The sequence below is a fragment of the Herbiconiux aconitum genome (assembly GCF_024979235.1).
GTDB lineage: Bacteria > Actinomycetota > Actinomycetes > Actinomycetales > Microbacteriaceae > Herbiconiux > Herbiconiux aconitum.
On the sequence record NZ_JANLCM010000002.1, the window covers coordinates 760147 to 778243 of the forward strand.

The 18097-nt window shown below is 67.3% G+C and carries 12 protein-coding genes and 1 tRNA gene; 6 read left to right on the forward strand and 7 right to left on the reverse strand.

Features of this window, described 5'->3' with window-relative positions:
• Nucleotides 1-66 precede the first annotated feature (66 nt).
• The 4 genes from N1027_RS15115 to N1027_RS15130 are packed head-to-tail and all read left to right on the forward strand — an operon-like array spanning nucleotide 67 to nucleotide 5021.
• Nucleotides 67-3501, forward strand: coding sequence for an error-prone DNA polymerase (locus tag N1027_RS15115; RefSeq protein WP_259508957.1), 3435 nt, complete (start codon nucleotides 67-69; stop codon nucleotides 3499-3501).
• Between the two features lie 48 nt (nucleotides 3502-3549).
• The gene (locus N1027_RS15120) at nucleotides 3550-3891 is read left to right on the forward strand and encodes an ArsR/SmtB family transcription factor (RefSeq protein WP_259508958.1); all 342 of its coding nucleotides are present in this window, start codon (nucleotides 3550-3552) and stop codon (nucleotides 3889-3891) included.
• A gap of 3 nt (nucleotides 3892-3894) precedes the next feature.
• Complete coding sequence (locus N1027_RS15125) at nucleotides 3895-4401, forward strand: SRPBCC family protein (protein WP_259508959.1); 507 nt, start codon at nucleotides 3895-3897, stop codon at nucleotides 4399-4401.
• Nucleotides 4401-5021, forward strand: coding sequence for a dihydrofolate reductase family protein (locus N1027_RS15130; protein WP_259508960.1), 621 nt, complete (start codon nucleotides 4401-4403; stop codon nucleotides 5019-5021). The genes N1027_RS15125 and N1027_RS15130 overlap by 1 nt, the downstream gene beginning before the upstream one ends.
• 31 nt (nucleotides 5022-5052) lie before the next feature.
• Here the strand turns inward: N1027_RS15130 and polA are convergent, their stop codons facing one another.
• Nucleotides 5053-7803, reverse strand: coding sequence for a DNA polymerase I (gene polA, locus N1027_RS15135; protein ID WP_259508962.1), 2751 nt, complete (start codon nucleotides 7801-7803; stop codon nucleotides 5053-5055).
• A gap of 102 nt (nucleotides 7804-7905) precedes the next feature.
• On the opposite strand from polA, the gene N1027_RS15140 reads away from it, so the two are divergent.
• On the forward strand, nucleotides 7906-8331 hold the full coding sequence (locus N1027_RS15140) for a PaaI family thioesterase (protein ID WP_259510424.1): 426 nt from the start codon (nucleotides 7906-7908) through the stop codon (nucleotides 8329-8331).
• Between the two features lie 6 nt (nucleotides 8332-8337).
• On the opposite strand, the gene N1027_RS15145 is transcribed toward N1027_RS15140, so the two are convergent.
• Complete coding sequence (locus tag N1027_RS15145) at nucleotides 8338-8943, reverse strand: ANTAR domain-containing response regulator (protein ID WP_092552903.1); 606 nt, start codon at nucleotides 8941-8943, stop codon at nucleotides 8338-8340.
• 39 nt (nucleotides 8944-8982) lie between these two features.
• Here N1027_RS15145 and N1027_RS15150 point away from each other — a divergent pair.
• Nucleotides 8983-9065 (forward strand) — tRNA-Leu (locus tag N1027_RS15150).
• 16 nt (nucleotides 9066-9081) lie between these two features.
• Here N1027_RS15150 and N1027_RS15155 read toward each other — a convergent pair.
• From N1027_RS15155 to lgt, 5 genes are all read right to left on the reverse strand, one after another.
• Nucleotides 9082-9282 (reverse strand): hypothetical protein, encoded by a 201-nt coding sequence (locus N1027_RS15155; RefSeq protein WP_259508963.1) that lies wholly within the window; start codon nucleotides 9280-9282, stop codon nucleotides 9082-9084.
• 90 nt (nucleotides 9283-9372) lie between these two features.
• Complete coding sequence (gene pyk, locus N1027_RS15160) at nucleotides 9373-10818, reverse strand: pyruvate kinase (RefSeq protein ID WP_259508964.1); 1446 nt, start codon at nucleotides 10816-10818, stop codon at nucleotides 9373-9375.
• Between the two features lie 83 nt (nucleotides 10819-10901).
• The gene (locus tag N1027_RS15165) at nucleotides 10902-12359 is read right to left on the reverse strand and encodes a glutamate synthase subunit beta (protein ID WP_259508966.1); all 1458 of its coding nucleotides are present in this window, start codon (nucleotides 12357-12359) and stop codon (nucleotides 10902-10904) included.
• Entirely contained in the window at nucleotides 12352-16944 is a 4593-nt protein-coding gene (gltB, locus tag N1027_RS15170) for a glutamate synthase large subunit (protein WP_259508967.1), read from the reverse strand. Before gltB ends, N1027_RS15165 begins: the two co-directional genes overlap by 8 nt.
• A 133-nt stretch (nucleotides 16945-17077) precedes the next feature.
• Nucleotides 17078-18097, reverse strand: coding sequence for a prolipoprotein diacylglyceryl transferase (gene lgt, locus N1027_RS15175; RefSeq protein ID WP_259508968.1), 1020 nt, complete (start codon nucleotides 18095-18097; stop codon nucleotides 17078-17080).

The window sequence follows — 18097 nt, forward strand, 5'->3', positions numbered from 1 at the left end:
CTGGCCGCCCTCAGGGCTGAAAAGCGACGTACACGCCGCCGCTTTTCAGCGGATCGCGGGTGGCTGATGGGGTGGCAGAATCCGCCCATCACGTGGTCGGAGCTGGAGCGGAAGATGTCGGGGCGAACGCGGCCCCGGAGCCCGATGGAAGACGAGGAGACACATTCTCGTAAGCGGCCCGCTTATGTGCCACCGCCCCTGGAAGAGGCGGTGCACGACGGAGTCGCCGCCGTCGGCGACAGCGGTGGCGGCGAGGCCGTCGTGCCCTATGCCGAGTTGCACGCGCATTCCAACTTCAGCTTTCTCGACGGCGCTTCCTCGCCCGAAGAACTGGTGCAGGAGGCGGCACGGATGCGGTTGCACGCGCTCGCTCTCACCGACCACGACGGCTTCTACGGTCTCGCCCGCTTCGCCGAAGCAGCCGAGATGCACCAGGTCAGAACCATGTTCGGCGCCGAGCTCTCGCTCGAGCTGAGCGCACCGCAGAACGGGATGGCCGACCCCGAGGGCTCGCACCTGCTCGTTCTCGCCCGCCAGCAAGCCGGCTACCACCGACTCGCCGGCGCCATCACCACGGCACAGCTGGCCCCCGGGGCCGAGAAAGGCAAACCGCTCTATTCGCTCGAGCAGCTCGCCCACGACAGCGGGGGCGACTGGATGGTGCTCTCCGGCTGCCGCAAAGGCCAGGTGCGGCAGGCTCTCGCGAGAGAGGGCATCGAGGGCGCCGAGCGCGAACTCGACCGGCTCGAGGCGCTCTTCGGTCGCGAGAACGTGCTGGTCGAGCTGAGCGATCGGGGCGATCCCCTCGACAGCAGCATCAACGACACCCTGTTCGCCCTGGCGCAGAAGCGGCGGCTCGCCTCCGTCGCCACCGGCAACGTGCACTACGCCACTCCCGACCGGCACCGACTCGCGGAAGCCCTGGCCGCGGTGCGCGCCCGGCGCAGCCTCGACGAACTCGACGGCTGGCTGCCCGCCGCACCCGCGGCACACCTGCGCTCGGGCGCCGAAATGGCGCAGCGTTTCGGTCGCTACCCGGGAGCGGTCGAGCACACGGTCGAGGTCGCCGACGAGCTCTCCTTCGAGCTGCGCCGTGCCAAGCCGAAGCTGCCGCGACAGGAGGTGCCGGAGGGGCACACCCCGATGTCTTACCTCCGGGCGCTGGTCGCCGAGGGCGTCGCCGACCGCTACCCGGGTGCCGGACCCGAGATCTGGGCGCGGCTCGAGAAAGAACTCGCGGTGATCGAGACCAAGGATTTTCCGGGCTACTTCCTCATCGTCTACGACATCGTGCGCGAGGCCAGGCGGCTCGGCATCCTCTGCCAGGGGCGTGGCTCGGCGGCGAACTCAGCCGTCTGCTACGTGCTGAAGATCACCGCCGTCGACCCCATCGCCCGTCTGCTGCCGTTCGAGCGCTTCCTCTCGGCGATGCGCGAGGAAGAGCCCGACATCGACGTCGACTTCGATTCCGACCGGCGCGAAGAGGTGATCCAGTACGTCTACGCGAAGTACGGGCGACGCAACGCGGCGCAGGTGGCCAACGTCATCCAGTACCGACCGAAGTTCGCCGTGCGCGACATGGCAAAGGCGCTCGGTCACAGCCCGGGTCAGCAAGACGCCTGGTCGAAGCAGGTCGAACGCTGGGGCCCCATGGTCGAGAGCGGCGATCACGACATCCCGGCGGAGGTGATCGAGTTGGCCACCGAGGTGCTCGGCTTCCCCCGGCACCTCGGCATCCACTCCGGTGGCATGGTGCTCACCGACCGCCCCGTCGGTGAGGTGTGTCCGATCGAGAACGCGCGCATGGAAGATCGCACCGTGCTGCAGTGGGACAAAGACGACTGCGCCTGGATGGGGCTCGTCAAGTTCGACCTGCTGGGTCTCGGGATGCTGTCGGCGCTGCAGCACACCTTCGATCTCGTGAAGGAGTCGACGGGCCGCGAGTGGGATCTCGACAGCATCCCCAAAGAGGAGGAGGGCGTCTACGACATGCTCTGCCGAGCCGATTCGATCGGCGTCTTCCAGGTGGAGAGCCGGGCGCAGATGGGCACGCTCCCCCGACTGCAGCCGCGCGCGTTCTACGACCTCGTGGTGGAGATCGCGTTGATCCGACCGGGGCCGATCCAGGGCGGGGCGGTGCACCCGTACATCCGCCGCAAGCTCGGCTTCGAACCCGTCACCTACCTGCACCCGAAACTCAAGCCCGTGCTCGAGCGCACCCTCGGGGTGCCGCTCTTCCAGGAACAGCTGATGCAGATGGCGATGGCGGTCGGCGGGTGCGATGCCGACGACGCCGATCTGCTGCGCCGGGCGATGGGTTCCAAGCGCGGGCAGGAGAAGATCTCACGGCTCCGAGCGAAGCTCTACCAGGGGATGGCCGGCAACGGCATCACGGGTGAACTCGCCGACGACATCTATCAGCGCATCGAGGCTTTCGCGAACTTCGGCTTCGCCGAGAGCCACTCCACGAGCTTCGCTCTGCTGGTGTACGCGAGCTCGTGGTTCAAGTTGCACTACCCCGCCGCGTTCCTGGCGGCGCTGCTGCGGGCGCAGCCGATGGGCTTCTACTCACCGCAGACGTTGACGGCGGATGCGCGGCGGCACGGTGTCGAGGTGCGGCGCCCCGACATCCAGCGTTCCGGGGTGCAGGCCGGCCTCGAACCGTTGCTGCTGGCCGAGACCGGGCAGACCGTCGAGACCGGGCTCGCCGAATGCGTGCATCCAGCTGCCCCGGTGCCGAAGGTCTTCAACCGCGAAGCCCCCGATCGCACGCTCGAACACCGTCGCGACGGGGAGCTCGCGGTGCGACTCGGACTGGCCGAGGTCACGTCGATCGGCGAGAAGCTGGCCGAGCGGATCGTGGCCGAACGCGAGCAGAACGGCCCCTACCTCGGCATGCCCGACCTCGCCCGCCGCGTGGGTCTCACCACTGCTCAGCTGGAAGCCCTCGCTACCGCCGGTGCTTTCGAATCTCTTGGCTTGACCAAGCGCGAAGCGCTGTGGGAGGCAGGCAACGCATCCCAGGAACGAGCGGAATATCTCCCCGGCACCTTCGTCTCGGTGCAGCCGCCACTGCTTCCCATGCTGAGCGCCGAGGAGCAGGTTGTCTACGACCTCTGGGCCACCGGCATCTCCCCCGACGACCATCCGCTCGCCCATGCCCGCGACGACCTGCGGCACCGCGGCGTGCTCTCGGTGGCCGAGCTGGCCGCCGCTGAGAACGGCCGCCGGATCGAGGTCGCCGGGGTGGTGACGCACCGCCAGCGACCCGCGACGGCAAGCGGCATCACCTTCATGAACCTCGAAGACGAGACGGGCATCCTCAACATCATCTGCAGCGTCGGGGTCTGGATGCGGCATCGCCGGGTGGCCCGCGACTCCCCTGCGTTGATTGTGCGCGGCATCCTCGAGAGATCGAAAGAGGGCGTCACCAACATCGTGGCGGATCGCTTCGAGCCGTTGCTGCTCAGCGCGAAGACCACCTCACGCGACTTCCGCTAGCCCGGTCCAAAGATTGAACACTTGCCGATATGGGTATATGTTGCTGTCATGGCACGAGCAGCGACCACGTCGGACGTCTTCAACGCGATCGCAGAGCCCCAGCGTCGGCAGATTCTGGCGCTGCTGCGCACCGGTGAGCGACCGGTGACCGAGCTGTCCCAGGAGTTGGGGATGTCCCAGCCGGGTGCGTCGAAGCATCTGCGGGTGCTCCGAGAGGTCGGACTGGTGCGGGACCGCCGGGCGGGAAAGCAGCGCCTGTACGACCTGGACGCGCGGGGACTGAAAGCGGTTCACGAGTGGACCGGCGGGTTCGAGCGATTCTGGAACGAGAGTTTCGACCGCCTGGACGCCTATGTGCAGGAGCTCAAACAAGAAAGGCACGAGGAGTAACGGATGAATACGACTGGACGCGATTCAGAGGTGCGGTCGGCGACGGCCGACCGCGAGATCGCGATCTCCCGACTGATCGACGCCCCACGGGAGCTGGTGTTCGAGGCGTTCACCGAGGTACGGCACCTGTCGAAGTGGTGGGGGCCGGAGGGGTTCACCACCACCACTCGATCCTTCGAGTTCAGGGTCGGAGGCGAATGGGTCTTCGTGATGCACGGGCCCGACGGCACCGACTACAGCGAGTGGATCTCCTGGATCGAGATCGTTCCGCCGGAGCGGATCGAGATGCTCCATGGCGAGTACCGCGGCGACCCGAATGCGTTCGAGTCGGTGCTCACGTTCACACCGGAGGGAAAGACGACCCGGATCGAGATGCTCACGGTGTTTGCCACCAAAGAGCTGCGTGACGAGGCGATCGAGAAGCACGGCGCGATCGAGGGCGGTCAGCAGACCCTGGGCAACCTGGCCGCCTACGTCGCCGAGGTCGTTCGGGACGGAGCGGCGGGCTGATGGCTGCGAAGGTGTTCTTCAGCGTGTCGATGTCGCTCGACGGGTTCATCGCGCCAGAGTCTCCCGACGAATTGATGGGACAGCAGTGGATGGAGCTGCAGCGGTGGGTCTTTCGACAGAGATTCTTCCGAGAGAACCTGAAACTCGGCGAGGGCGGTGAGGAGGGTCGCGACAACGACATCGTGCGCGAGACGTTCGAGCGCACCGGAGCGAGCGTGATGGGCAAGCGCATGTTCGACGCCGGCGAAGGTGCGTGGCCAGAGGATCCGCCGTTCCACACGCCGGTGTTCGTCGTGACCCACGAGGAGCGGGAACCCTGGGAACGACAGGGCGGAACCACCTTCTTCTTCGTGAACGACGGTATCGAGTCAGCGCTCGATCAGGCCCGCGAGGCCGCCGGCGAGAACGACGTCCGCATCGCGGGCGGTGGAGAGACGATCGTGCAGTATCTCAATGCGGCCTTGATCGACGAGTTCCATGTCGCGCTCTCGCCCGTGCTGTTCGGGTCGGGAATCCGCCTGTTCGACGGCGTGCACGCGGGCGAAGTGGCTCTTGATCTGGTGCGCGCAGAGCCGTCGCCGAGCACGACCCATCTCCATTACACCGTGCATCGACGGTGAGGGCGCGCAGGGTCACCACCACCGCTTCTGTCTAGTGCGCCGCGACGTTCCAGTTCTGCCCGCGGCCCACCTGCACCTCGAGCGGCACAGAGAGCGACGCTGCCGACGACATGCGCGCGGTCACGATGTCTGCCAGCGCATCCCACTCCCCCGGCGCCACATCGAACACGAGCTCATCGTGCACCTGCAGAAGCATCTTCGACGACAGTTGCTGAGAGGAGAGATCGGCCGAGATACCGATCATCGCGATCTTGATGATGTCGGCCGCCGTGCCTTGGATCGGCGCGTTGAGCGCCGCCCGCTCGTCGTTCTCGCGGAGCACGCGATTGGCGCTGTTGAGGTTCGCGAAGGGGCGACGCCGGCCGAAGATCGTCTCGGTGAAACCGTCGACCTTGGCCTGCACCACCACGTTTCGCAGATATTCGCGCACGGCCCCGAACCGCTCGAAGTAGTCGGTCATCAGCTGCTTCGCCTCGGCGGTCTCGATGCGCAGCTGCTTCGACAGCCCGAAGGCCGAGAGCCCGTAGGCGAGGCCGTACGACATCGCCTTCACCTTGGTGCGCATGTTCGATGTCACGTCGGCCGGGTCGACCCCGAAGATGCGCGCTCCCACGAAGCGGTGCAGGTCTTCACCGGACTGGAAGGCGTCGATCAGCCCGGCATCGCCCGAGAGGTGCGCCATGATGCGCATCTCGATCTGCGAGTAATCGGCTGTGAGCAGCGTTTCGTAGCCCTCACCCACCTGGAAGGCGGCACGGATGCGTCGGCCTTCCTCGGTGCGAACCGGGATGTTCTGCAGGTTCGGGTCGGTGGAGGAGATGCGCCCGGTCGACGAGCCGGTCTGCACGTACGTGGTGTGCACCCTCTTGTCGGGCGCGATCGCCTTGTCGACCGACTCGATGATCTGCCGCAGCTTGGTGGCGTCGCGGTGCGCCAGCAGCAGCCCGAGGAAGGGATGCGGGTTCGTGGCCTGCAGATCGGCGAGAGCACCGGCATCCGTCGAATAGCCCGTCTTCGTGGCGCGCGTCTTCGGCATGTCGAGTTGATCGAAGAGCACCTCCTGGATCTGTTTCGGCGACCCGAGGTTGATCTCGCGCCCGATGATGCCGAATGCGTCGGAGGCGATCTGCCCGGCAGACTCCCCGAGCTCGGCGGAGAGGGCCGCCAATTCGTCGTGGCTCACGGTCACGCCCGTGAGCTCGACCTGAGCCAGCACGAGAAGGGTCGGCATCTCGATGTCGGTGAGCACGCGGCGCGTGCGGTCGTCGAGCATGGCGGAGAGCGCTTGCGCCACCCGCCAGGCATACCAGGCCTCCTCGGCGGGGCCGACCACCGTGTCGGAGTCGGGCACGAGCTGATTCGGATCGGGAGTCGGCAGCGTCTCGAGCAGGTGCCGGTCGACGAGCTGGGCGAGCGAGCGGTCGGCGCTCGAATCCGGCTTCAGCAACCACGCCGCGATCACCGGGTCGAAGAGCAGACCATCGAAGGCCAGACCGGCCGAGCGGAGCGACTTGATCTGCTTCTTCGCATCGAACAGGATCTTCGGGCTCGGCCCGGCGAGCCACGCTTCGAACGACGCGAAGTCAGCACTGTCTCGAACCCACGGCAGGTACACCGTCTCGTGTGGGGTGGCGAGACCGATCGCGATGGGGAAACCGTCGAGCGTCTCGACCTGCACCGAAACGGCGCCCGAGAGGTCGGCCGGATCGGCGGGCGAAGAGGCGGTGTCTGGGGCTGGACCCGATGCGGTTGCCGAGACCGACGCGGCACCGGAATGCCGACCCAACCAAGCCGCGAGCTCTTCGTCGAGGAGAGTCACCGGCACCGGTGCCTTCTCGGCCTTCGCGGCTGCTGCCGCCGCGGCAGCCTGCCCCACCTCGGAGTCTCCCCCGATGCCCTCGAGCTTCAGGATGCGGTCGAGCAAGGTGCGGAACTCCAGCCGCGCGAAGACGTCGCGCATCTGCTGCTCGTCGACCGGCTGGCGCGCGAGGTCGGCGGGCCCGACCGGGAGCTCGACGTCGGTCAGCAGCCGGTTGAGCCGGCGATTGCGGATCGCGTTCTCGGCGAATTCGCGCAGGTTGTTGCCCACCACGCCGGGGATCTCGTCGCGGTGCTCGAGGATCGCATCCAGCGACCCGAACTGATTCAGCCATTTCACCGCGGTCTTCTCGCCGACCTTCGGGATGCCGGGCAGATTGTCGCTCGTCTCGCCCACCAGCGCCGCGATCTCGGGATACTGCTCGGGGAGGATGCCGTAGCGGTCCTGCACCTTCGCCACGTCGTAGCGGGTGAGGTCGGACACGCCCTGGCGTGAGGGGTAGAGCAGCGTGACTTTGTCGTTCACGAGCTGGATCGCATCCCGGTCGCCGGAGACGACGAGCACACGGTAGCCCTGCTCGGTGCCCTGCAGAGCGAGGGTGGCGAGGATGTCGTCGGCCTCGTAGTCGGGCTTCTCGATCGTGGTGATGCCGAGGGCGTGCAGCGCCTCCTGCAACAGCGGTACCTGCCCGACGAACTCCGGCGGTGTCTCGCCCCGGGTGCCTTTGTAGTCGGGGTACTCGCGGGTTCGGAACGACGAACGCGACACGTCGAACGCCACCGCGAGGTGCGTGGGATTCTCGGCCTTGAGCAGATTGATCATCATCGCGATGAACCCGTGGATGGCGTTCGTGTGTTGCCCGTCGCGAGTGGAGAAACTGTCGACCGGAAGGGCGTAGAACGCCCGGAATGCGAGCGAATGTCCGTCGATGATGAGAAGGGTAGGCTGTTCTTTGTCCGGCACACGGCCAGCCTACACAGCCCCTCCGACACGCCAGAGAGTTCAGGATCCCCGACGATGACGATGCCCGAATCCGCCTCCCAGCACCCGCAAGAACCTCTTGCGATGGACGTGATGGAGGTCTTCGGCTACCGGGGTATCGGGGCTCTTGCCGAACGGATGGGCATCCAGTTCCTCGAGCTCTCGCCCGAGCGGTCAGTGGCCCGGATGCCCGTAGAGGGCAATACGCAGCCGCTCGGTCTCGTGCACGGCGGCGCTTACGTCGTGCTGGCCGAGAGCCTCGGTTCGACGGCGGCGAATCTGTTCGCCGGGCCCACCAAGATCGCCGTCGGCATCGAGATCAACGCCAGCCACTCCCGCTCGGCCACCGAAGGCTGGGTCACCGGGGTCTGCACGGCGATCACCCTCGGCCGCACGCTCGTGACCCACGAGATCGCCATCAGCGACGAACAGGGCCGCCGTCTCTCGACGGTGCGAATGACGAACTTCATCAAGGACCGGCCCGAAGGCCAGGTCTTCGAGACGAAGTAGAGAGCGCTACTTCTTCGGGCTGAGCTGCTCGATGATCGCCTGCGCGACGTCGTGCATGGTGAGTCGGCGGTCCATCGACGCCTTCTGGATCCAGCGGAACGCCTCGGGCTCGGTGAGACCCATCTTCTCGTTCAGCAGGCCCTTGGCCCGGTCGACGAGCTTGCGGGTCTCGAAGCGCTCGACGAGGTCGGCGACCTCGGACTCGAGCGTGATGATCTGGGCGTAGCGCGAGAGAGCGATCTCGATCGCGGGCAGCAGGTCGTTCGGGGTGAACGGCTTCACGACGTAGGCCAGTGCGCCGGCCTCGGTGGCCCGCTCCACGAGCTCCTTCTGGCTGAACGCGGTGAGCAGCACGACGGGGGCGATGTGGTCTTTCGACAGCCGCTCGGCCGCCGAGATTCCGTCGAGTTGGGGCATCTTGACATCCATGATGACCAGGTCGGGGCGGAGCTCCGTGGCGAGGGCGACAGCCGTCTCGCCGTCTCCGGCCTCGCCGACGACATCGAACCCGTTGTCACGCAGGATCTCGACGATGTCGAGGCGGATCAGGGATTCGTCTTCAGCCACCACTACACGGCGGGGCACTGCTGTCGTTGGTTCTTGGTCAGTCACGGTTCAACCCTACGGTATTCTGGACCTCGCTCGTAGCAAGCCGGTGTGGCGGAATGGCAGACGCGACGCACTCAAAATGCGTTGTCCGTGAGGGCGTGTGGGTTCGAGTCCCACCACCGGTACGCAGCACGAGCAGTCTCACCCCTCGGGGATGGGGGTGGGCGCCACGTCGGAGCGGGCGTCGCCGACGCGAGCGGCGAGAATCGCCACCGGATGCACGGAGCCCATATCCGTGCCGACCGACTCGAACTGCACGGAGCCGTCGGACGCGTCTGCGCGGGTCGACGTGGCCGTGTGCATGGGCGGTGTGGGCTGGATGCCGAACAGCGCAGAAACCACTCCTGACGCAAAACGGCCAGGAGTCGATCAAAGGCTGATCGAATCCTGGCCGAATGGTGAGGCACGATTGACCTCCGTGAAGCAGTCCCGCTAGTTGTCGAAGGTGTCCGGCTTCAGCGGGTTGTGCGCCGAACCGATGATGTGCACGCGCATGTCGTTCGTGGTGCCCGATACTCCGGGAGGGGAGCCGGAGATCACGATGACCTTGTCGCCGATCTGCGCGCGGCCGAGGCCGAGCAGCACGTCGTCGACCTGAACCATGAGCTCGTCGGTGTGGGTCACGCGCGGCGCCAGATAGGACTGTACGCCCCAGCTGAGCGCCATGCGGTTGCGGATGCCGGGCAGCGGCGTGAAGCCGAGGATCGGGATGGTCGAGCGCAAGCGCGTCATCCGTCGCACCGAATCGCCCGACTCGGTGAACACGCAGAGGAACTTGGCGCCCACGAAGTCGCCCACCTCGGCTGCGGCGAGGGTGACCGCGCCGCCCTGGGTGCGCGGCTTGGTGCCGAGCGCCGGGATGCGCTCCAGACCGTGGTCTTCGGTCGACTCGATGATGCGTGCCATGGTCTGCACGGTGATGACCGGGTATTCGCCGACGCTGGTCTCGCCGGAGAGCATGACCGCGTCGGCACCGTCGAGCACCGCGTTGGCGCAGTCGGATGCTTCGGCGCGGGTCGGGCGCGGCGACGAGATCATCGACTCCAGCACCTGGGTGGCGACGATGACCGGCTTCGCCATGCGGCGGGACAGCTCGATGGCCCGCTTCTGCACGATCGGCACGGCTTCAAGGGGCAGCTCGACGCCGAGGTCACCGCGGGCGACCATGATGCCGTCGAAGGCGTCGATGATCTCTTCGAGGTTGTCGACCGCCTGCGGCTTCTCGATCTTGGCGATGACCGGAACCTTGCGGCCCTCCTCGGCCATGATCTCCTGCACGAGGTCGACATCGGCGGCATCGCGCACGAACGACAACGCGATGAGGTCGGCGCCGAGGCGGAGTCCCCAGCGCAGGTCGGCGATGTCCTTCTCCGACATGGCCGGAACATTCACCGCGACACCGGGCAGGTTGATGCCCTTGTTGTTGGAGACCGCACCAGGCACCTCGACGCGCGTGGTGACGACCGTTCCGTCGGTCTCGAGCACGCGCAGCGTGACTTTGCCGTCGTCGATCAGCAACGGGTCGCCGGCCTTGACGTCGTTGGGCAGGCCTTTGAACGTGGTGGAGGAGATCTCCTTGTTGCCGATGATGTCTTCGATGGTGATCTTGAAGATGTCACCCTCGGCGAGGTCGTAAGGGCCGTTCTCGAACTTTCCGAGACGGATCTTCGGGCCCTGGAGGTCGACGAGTACCGCGACGGCGCGACCGGAGTCGTCGGCCGCCTGACGGACGTTGCGGTAGACCTCCTCGTGCACGTCGTAGCTGCCGTGGCTGAGGTTCATCCGCGCGACGTCGACGCCGGCATCGATGATCGCTCTGATGGTCTCGTAGGTCGACGTTGCCGGACCCAGTGTTGCGACGATTTTCGCGCGTCTCATCAGTGTGTATTGCTCCGAGTTCTGCGCCGGGGCGCATGGGGTGGTGGAGGTGGTGGTGGGTTGGAGTCTGCGGGGCGAGAGTATCAGATCGAGATTGCGCGGTCGGTGGGCTTCACCGGGAACGGCAGGTCGGTCTCTCCCTCGAGGTAGCGGTCGACAGCGGATGCCGCGGCGCGGCCCTCCGCGATCGCCCAGACGATGAGCGACTGGCCGCGACCGGCGTCGCCGGCCACGAAGACGCCGGGCGTGGTGCTCTGGTAGTCGCCGTCGCGCTCCACGTTTCCGCGCGGGTCGAAACGGGTGCCGAGCTGGGTGGTGATGTCGTCGGACTCGGCACCGGTGAATCCGAGGGCCAGAAGCACCAGGTCGGCCTGGATCTCGCGCTCGGTGCCGGCCTTCGGCACGCGACGGCCGCCCAGGAACTCGGTCTCCGCGACGCGGATCGCGCGCACCTCGCCGGACTCGTTCGCAAGGAACTCGACCGTCGAGGCGAGGTAGCTGCGCTCACCGCCCTCTTCGTGGGCGCTCGAGACCTCGAACAGGGTCGGGAACATCGGCCAGGGCTGGTTCTCGGGGCGCTCGGCCGGCGGCTGCTTGCCGATGGCGAGGTTGGTCACCGAGAGCGCGCCCTGACGGTGCGCGGTGCCGATGCAGTCCGCTCCGGTGTCGCCACCGCCCAGCACGACCACGTGCTTGCCCTCCGCCGTGATCTGGCCGAGGATGTCGTCGCCGGCGCCCACCTTGTTCTGCTGAACCAGGTACTCCATGGCGTGGTGCACGCCGTCGAGGTCGCGGCCCGGGATCGGGAGGTCGCGCGGCACGGTCGCGCCGGTGCAGACGATCACCGCGTCGTAGCGGGCACGCAGGTCGTCCCAGGAGATGTCGACGCCGATCTCGATGCCGGCGCGGAAGCGCGTGCCCTCCGCCATCATCTGGGTGAGCCGGCCCTCGAGGTGCTTCTTCTCCATCTTGAAGTCCGGGATGCCGTAGCGCAGCAGGCCGCCGATGCGGTCGTCGCGCTCGTACACGGCCACCGTGTGGCCGGCCCGGGTGAGCTGCTGGGCGGCGGCGAGGCCGGCGGGGCCGGAACCGACCACCGCGATGGTCTTCCCGGTGAGGCGCTCGGGCGGATGCGGGGTGACCCATCCGTTCGCGAAGGCCTGGTCGATGATCGACACCTCGACCTGCTTGATCGTCACCGGCGGCTGGTTGATGCCGAGAACGCACGACGCCTCGCACGGCGCCGGGCAGAGCCGGCCCGTGAACTCCGGGAAGTTGTTCGTGGCATGCAGCCGCTCGATGGCCTGGCGGCCCTCGTCGCGCCGGGTGAGGTCGTTCCACTCCGGGATCAGGTTGCCGAGCGGGCAGCCGTGGTGGCAGAACGGGATGCCGCAGTCCATGCAGCGGCCGGCTTGGCGCCGGGTGGTCGCCGCGTCGCCCTGCTCGTAGACCTCTTTCCAGTCCATGAGCCGCACGGAAACCGGCCGGCGGGCCGGGAGCTCGCGCTCCTGCGTCTTCAGGAAGCCCTTGGGATCAGCCACCTGTCACCTCCAAAATACGTCCCCAGACGACGTCGCCGTCGGGGTCGAGTCCTTCTTCGACCGCCGTCTGCCGGGTGGCGAGAACGGCGGCGTAGTCACGGGGCAGCACCTTCACGAAGGAGGCGATGGTCGTGTCGAAATCGGCGAGCATCCGTGCCGCCAGTGGCGACCCGGTCTCGGCCTCGTGCCGTTGCAGCAGATCGCGCACGATCTCCACGTCGGCACCGCCGAGCGGCAGCAGCTGCAACTCGCCGGAAGCCAGCGAGTCGGCGTTCACGCGCTCCTCGTGCAGGTCGTAGATGTAGGCGGTTCCGCCCGACATCCCGGCGCCGAGGTTGCGGCCGGTCGAACCGAGGATGAGGGCGAGCCCGCCGGTCATGTACTCCAGCGCGTGGTCGCCCACGCCCTCGACGACCGCGGTCGCCCCGGAGTTGCGCACCAGGAACCGCTCCCCCACGATGCCGCGGAGGAACATGCTGCCACGCGTCGCGCCGTAGCCGATGACGTTGCCGGCGATGACGTTGCGCTCGGCAGGGAAGACCGACTGGCGATCGGGGCGCAGGATGATCTGCCCGCCCGACAACCCCTTGCCGACGTAGTCGTTCGAGTCCCCCTCGAGTCGCAGCGTGATGCCGGAGGGCAGGAAGGCTCCGAGCGACTGGCCGGCCGAGCCGAGCAGCGTGATCTGGATCGTTCCGTCGGGCAGACCCTGCTCGCCGTGCCGCTTCGTGACCTCGTGACCGAGCATCGTGCCCACCGCGCGCTCCGTGTTGCGGATCGGCAGCGTGATGGCAACCGGCTCGGCGTGGTCGAGCGCCGCGACGGCCTCGTGGATGAGGCGCTTGTCGAAGTGCTTCTCCAGTTCGTGCTCCTGCTGGCGGCGGTTCGAGCGCGGCTCGTCGGGCTCGAAGTGGGGGCCGACCAGCACGGGGCTGAGGTCGAGTCCGTCGGTCTTGAAGTGCTCGATCGCCGCGTTCACGTCGAGCAGCTCGTTGTGGCCGATGGCCTCCTCGAGGCTACGGAACCCGAGCTCGGCGAGGTACTCCCGCACCTCCTGGGCGAGGAACTCGAAGAAGTTCACCACGAACTCGGGCTTGCCGCTGAACCGGGCACGGAGCTCCGGGTTCTGGGTGGCGACGCCGACCGGGCAGGTGTCGAGGTGGCAGACGCGCATCAGGATGCAGCCCTCCACCACGAGCGGCGCGGTGGCGAATCCGTATTCCTCGGCACCCAGCAGCGCGCCGATCACGACATCGCGGCCGGTCTTCATCTGGCCGTCGACCTGCACCACGACGCGGTCGCGCATCCCGTTCAGCATCAGGGTCTGCTGGGTCTCGGCGAGGCCGATCTCCCAGGGCGTTCCCGCGTGCTTGAGCGAGTTGAGCGGGCTCGCGCCGGTTCCGCCGTCGTGGCCGGAGACCAGCACCACGTCGGCCAGCGCCTTCGTGACACCCGCAGCGACCGCCCCGATGCCGTTCTGGCTCACCAGCTTCACGTGCACCCGAGCCTCCGGGTTGGCGCGCTTGAGGTCGAAGATGAGCTGTTTGAGGTCTTCGATCGAATAGATGTCGTGGTGCGGCGGCGGGGAGATGAGGCCGACGCCGGCGGTCGCGTGGCGGGTGCGCGCGACCCAGGGGTAGACCTTCGTGGGCGGCAGCTGGCCGCCCTCGCCGGGCTTCGCACCCTGCGCCATCTTGATCTGGATGTCGGTGGCATGCGTGAGGTACATGCTGGTGACTCCGAAGCGGCCGGAGGCGACCTGCTTGATCGCCGAGCGCCGCTCCGGGTCGAGCAGGCGGTCGACATCCTCGCCGCCCTCGCCGGTGTTCGACTTCGCACCGAGCCGGTTCATGGCGATGGCGAGTGTCTCGTGTGCTTCGCGTGAGATCGATCCGTAGCTCATGGCGCCGGTGGAGAACCGCTTCACGATCGACTCCACCGACTCGACCTCGTCGAGAGGAACGGCGGGCCGGATGCCGGTGCGCAGCTTGAAGAGACCGCGCATCGTCATCAGGTTCTCGGCCTGGTCGTCGACCAGCTTCGTGTACTCGCGGAAGATGTCGTAGCGGCGCGCGCGGGTGGCGTGCTGCAGCCGGAACACGGTGTCGGGGTTGAAGAGGTGCGGCGGTCCTTCGCGACGCCACTGGTACTCGCCGCCCGTCGCGAGGGGCTCGTGCACGGTGGTGGCGCCGTCTTCGGGGTAGGCGGCCGCGTGCCGCGCCGCGCTCTCCCCCGCGATGACGTCGATGCCGATGCCGCCGAGCTTCGAGGAGGTGCCGGTGAAGTACTCCTCCACGAACTCCGGCGCGAGGCCGACCGCTTCGAAGGTCTGGGCGCCCGCGTACGACGACACGGTGGAGATGCCCATCTTCGACATGATCTTGAGCACACCCTTGCCGAGCGCCTTGATCACGTTCTTGACGGCCTTCTCCGGCGTGACGCCCGAGATGTCGCCGGAGCGCACGAGGTTCTCGCAGGTCTCCATGGCGAGGTAGGGGTTCACGGCGGAGGCGCCGTAGCCGATCAGCAGCGCGACGTGGTGCACTTCGCGCACGTCTCCGGCCTCGACGATCAGACCCACCTTCATGCGGGTCTGCTTGCGGATGAGGTGGTGGTGCACGCCGGCCAGCATCAAGAGCGACGGAACCGGCGCGAACTCGCGGGTGGAGTCGCGATCGGAGAGCACGATGAACTGTGCGCCGTGCTCGATCGCGTCATCGGCCTCGGCGCACATCGCGGCGATGCGGTTCTGCATGGCCTTCGGGCCCTCGTCGACGCGGTAGAGACCCTTGATCGTCGTGGTCAGGCGGCTGCCCGACGACGGGTCGATGTGCTGGATCTTCGCCAGCTCGTCGTTGTCGATCACCGGGAAGTCGAGGATGACCTGCCGGGTGTGCTCGGGCGTGGCGTCGAGCAGGTTGCGCTCCGGGCCGAGCCCGAGACGCAGGCTCGTCACCACCTCTTCGCGGATGGAGTCGAGCGGCGGGTTCGTGACCTGGGCGAACTGCTGCGTGAAGTAGTCGAAGAGCAGCCGTGGGCGGTCGCTCAGCACGGCGATGGGGGTGTCCGATCCCATGGCGCCGAGCGGCTCCGCGGCGTTCTTCGCCATGGGGGTGAGCAGGATGCGCACTTCTTCCTCGGTGTAACCGAAGGTGCGCTGACGCCGGGTGACGGATGCGGGCGTGTGCACGATGTGCTCGCGCTCCGGCAGGTCGCGCAGATTGATGCGCCCTTCGTCGAGCCACTGACCGTACGGCTCCGCGGCGGCGAGCTCTGCCTTGATCTCGTCGTCTTCGATCAGGCGACCGGCCGCCGTATCGACGAGGAACATCTTGCCGGGGCGCAGGCGCCCCTTGCGCACCACGCGGGAGGGCTCGACGTCGATGACGCCGATCTCGCTCGCGAGCACGACCAGGCCGTCGTCGGTGATCAGGTAACGGCCCGGGCGCAGCCCGTTGCGGTCGAGCGTGGCGCCCGCGAGGGTGCCGTCGGTGAAGATGAGGGCGGCGGGGCCGTCCCACGGCTCCATGAGCATCGAGTGGTACTCGTAGAAGGCCCGGCGGGCGTCTTCGAAGTCGGCTTGGTTCTCCCATGCCTCCGGCACCATCATCATGATGGCGTGCGGCAGCGAGCGGCCGGCGAGGGTCAGCAGCTCCACGACCTCGTCGAAGGAGCCGGAGTCGCTGAGCCCGGGCGTGACGATCGGGTACAGGGGCGACAGGTCGCCGAGCAGCTCCGACTCGAGCTGCGACTGACGGGCGCGCATCCAGTTGCGGTTGCCCTGCACCGTGTTGATCTCGCCGTTGTGCGCCATCATCCGCAACGGCTGCGCGAGCGGCCACGACGGGAAGGTGTTGGTGGAGTAGCGGGAGTGCACGAGTGCCAGCTTCGAGGCGAACCGCTCGTCGGAGAGGTCGGGGTAGAACGGCTCGAGCTGCAGCGTGGTCACCATGCCCTTGTAGGTGATGGTGCGGCACGAGAGCGACATGAAGTAGACCTGGTGCTCGAGCTCTGCGCGCTTGCGCAGGCGGAAGGCCTGGCGGTCGAGCGCGAGGTCGGAGAGCGTGGCGCCCGACTCGGTGGTGCGGGTCGACTGCACGAAGAGCTGCCAGATGGCCGGCATCGCATCGCGCGCCAGGCGGCCGAGTTCGGCGGGGCGCACGGGCACCTCACGCCACCCCAGGATGTGCAGGTCCTCCTGCTCGGCGAGGTCGCGGATGCTGTCCATCACCCGCTGCCGCTCTCCCGCATCCAACGGCAGGAAGGCGTTTCCGACGGCATAACGACCGACCGACGGAAGCTCGACCGGTGCGACCGCGCGGAGGAAGGCATCCGGGATCTGAGTCAGGATGCCGGCGCCGTCACCCGTTCCCGCGTCGGAGCCGATGGCCCCGCGGTGCTCGAGGTTGCGCAGCGCGCCGAGCGCGGTGTCGATGATGTCGTGCCCGGCGGTGCCGCGCAAGGTGGCGACCATCGCCAGGCCGCAGGCATCCTTCTCGGCTGCCGGGTCGTACAGACCCTGAGCGGCCGGAAGCGTGCTGAACGAGAAGCCGGGCGTGGAGCGCAGTGCAGGCTGATCGGCCATAGAGAACCGTCCTCTACGTGTTTCTTAGGGAACTGGGACGCCAATGGCCCAAGGATGTCAGTGTGTGTCCACCGGGATGCTGTCTCCCTGTGGGGGTCCGATGTGTCTGTGCCGGGTGCTGTATCTGCGCAGACTAGGGCTTCGCTCCGACTTCACTTTTGGCGCTCGGTTCGACTGCCTCGTTCTCGGTAGCCTCGGGAGCTTCCTCGCCCTCCAGCTCGTCGTCCGAATACGTGTCGGTCGATTCTACCTCAGCGGAAGGCGGAACCCATTCCGCCCCGGGCCGGTAGGGGCTCGGCTCGACGCCGGGGTGCCGCCGTGACTGCACCAGGATGAGGATGATGCCGGCCAGGATCGCCGCCCAGGCGCCCCACACGTTGGTGCGCACGCCGAGGAAGATCTCACTCGGATCGACCCGGATCGTCTCGAACCATGACCGCCCGATGCCGTACCAGATGAGGTAGAAGCCGAACACCTTGCCCCATTGCAGACGGAAGCGCCGTTCGAGCCAGAGCAGCACGGCGACGCCTGCGAGGTTCCAGATGATCTCGTACAGGAAGGTCGGCTGGAACAGTGTGCCGTCGGCGAGCCCGGTAGGGAAGGCCGGGTTGTCGGAGGGCACTTCGAGACCCCAGGGAAGCGTGGTGGGCTGGCCGAAGAGCTCCGTGTTGAAGTAGTTGCCGAGCCGCCCGACGGCTTGGGCCACCAGCATCGCGGGTGCGAGCGCATCCGCGAAGGTCCAGAAGCGGATGCCGCTCAGTCGGCAGCCGATGAAAGCTCCGACTGCGCCGCCGATGAGCGAGCCGAACACGGCGATGCCGCCGTTCCAGATCGCGAACACCTCCCAGAGGTTCGCGCCGTCGTAGAAGTAGTCGCCCGGATGCGTCAGCACGTGGAACACGCGCGCCCCCACGAAACCGAGCGGCACGGCCCAGATGATGATGTCGAGCACCACCCCGGGCTCCGCGCCCCGCCTGGTGAGCCGACGGGAGGTGATCCAGGTGGCCAGGATGATGCCGGCGATCAGGCAGAGCGCGTAGAACCGGATGGGCAGGTTCCACTGACCGAAGAAGGTCAACCCGATGCTCGAGAGCCACTGGGTGAGGTCGAAGGAACTCACATCGGGGCTGGGGATGCTGAGGGGCACGAACAT